The following is a 1,500-nucleotide window of genomic DNA, read 5'->3' on the forward strand; positions in this document are numbered from 1 at the left end:
CTGACCACCGCGTGCGGTGGCGGCGGTGGTGGCACCGAGGCCGCCGGCAACTGCACGCCGAAGCACCAGTTCTCGACGATCGAGAAGGGCACGCTGACCGTCGGCGTGTACGACCTGCCGCCCTACGCGATGACGACCGGACCCGACGGGATGAGCGGGGTCGACGCCGACGTCCTCCGGGAGATCGCCAAGCGCGAGTGCCTGACGATCACCGCGCAGGCCGGCAACACCGCATCGCTCATCCCGAGCGTGCAGCAGGGCCGCGCCGACCTCGCCATCGGCGACTGGTACCGGACCGTGCCCCGTTCCAAGGTCGTGAACCTGTCCGCCCCGCTCTACCTCGACCAGATGGGCATCGTCTCCGACGCCGGCTTGTCCAGCGTGACGCAGCTGCAGGGCAAGAAGGTCGGCACGGTCGACGGGTACCTGTGGGTCAAGGACCTGCAGCAGGTACTCGGCGACAGCCTGCGCCTCTACCCCTCCGCGGTCGACATGAACCAGGACCTCAAGGCCGGTCGCATCGAGGTCGGCGTCGACAGCTACGGGTCGGCGCTCTTCACCCACAAGGGCGTCGCCACGAAGGTCCTGGTGGCCCAGGCCGACGACCGGGTCGCGGCGTCGAAGGAGGCGGCGCAGGCCACGTTCCCGATGGCGAAGGACAACCAGGACATGCTCAAGGCCTTCGACGAGACGATCGCCGAGCTGCACAAGGACGGCACCATCACCAAGATCCTCGAGGCGAACGGGCTCCCGGCGTCGGCCGAGCAGACCGGCGCGCCCCGCCTCATCCCGTAAGCCGGCTCAGTCGATCGCGGCACCCGTGAGGGCACCGTCGGCGGTGGCGGCGTCGAACCCGCGCGGCGCGAGCGCGTCGCCGACCAGCCGCACGTCCAGCTCCGGGCGGGCGGCCAGCAGCTCGGCGCGCAGTCCGTTCTCGGCCTGGCGGTGCCCGGCGACGACGACGATCCCCGGTGACCGGAGTGTTCGGATGGCGCCGGTCAGCACGTGCTCCAGCACCACGTCCCCGCCGGGTTCGGGCAGCAGCCGCACGTCGGGGATGACGGTGGGGGCGGCCTTGGCCAGGCGCTCGTGCACGAAGCGGATCTGGGTGGCGTCGACCTCGGCCGCCAGCGCCGGCAGAGGGGTGGCGATGGTGACCGACCAGCCCTGCTCGGCGAGCGCGGCCACGGCGGTCGGCGCGACGAACCCGCCGTCGTCGTCGATCACCACCGCGAGCCCGTCGGCCCGGACCGGGGGCGGCGACGCGATCACCTCGTCGGCGTCCACCAGGGACATGCCGGACATCGACCGCGGCCGCGACCCGGTCGCGACGATGACGACCGACGGCGCCGACGCCAGCACCTCGGCCATGGAGCCGGCCGCCCCACACCGGACGGCGACGCCGAGGTCGGACAGCTCCGCCGCCAGCCAGTCCAGGTACTGCCGCCAGCTCGGCCGCCACCCGTGCACCGCGTTGAGCTCCGCCCGGCCGCCGACCCG

At 72.7% G+C, this 1,500-nt stretch carries 2 protein-coding genes; one reads left to right on the forward strand and one right to left on the reverse strand.

Annotation, left to right across the window (positions count from 1 at the left end):
• Positions 1–795, forward strand: a 795-nt coding sequence (locus VGH85_15525) for an ABC transporter substrate-binding protein (GenBank protein HEY2175216.1), incomplete at its 5' end; no start/stop codon positions are given.
• A 6-nt stretch (positions 796–801) separates the two neighbouring features.
• Here VGH85_15525 and VGH85_15530 read toward each other — a convergent pair.
• Positions 802–1,500, reverse strand: a 699-nt coding sequence (locus tag VGH85_15530) for a hypothetical protein (GenBank protein ID HEY2175217.1), incomplete at its 5' end; no start/stop codon positions are given.

The organism is Mycobacteriales bacterium (genome assembly GCA_036497565.1).
Lineage (GTDB): Bacteria > Actinomycetota > Actinomycetes > Mycobacteriales > QHCD01 > DASXJE01.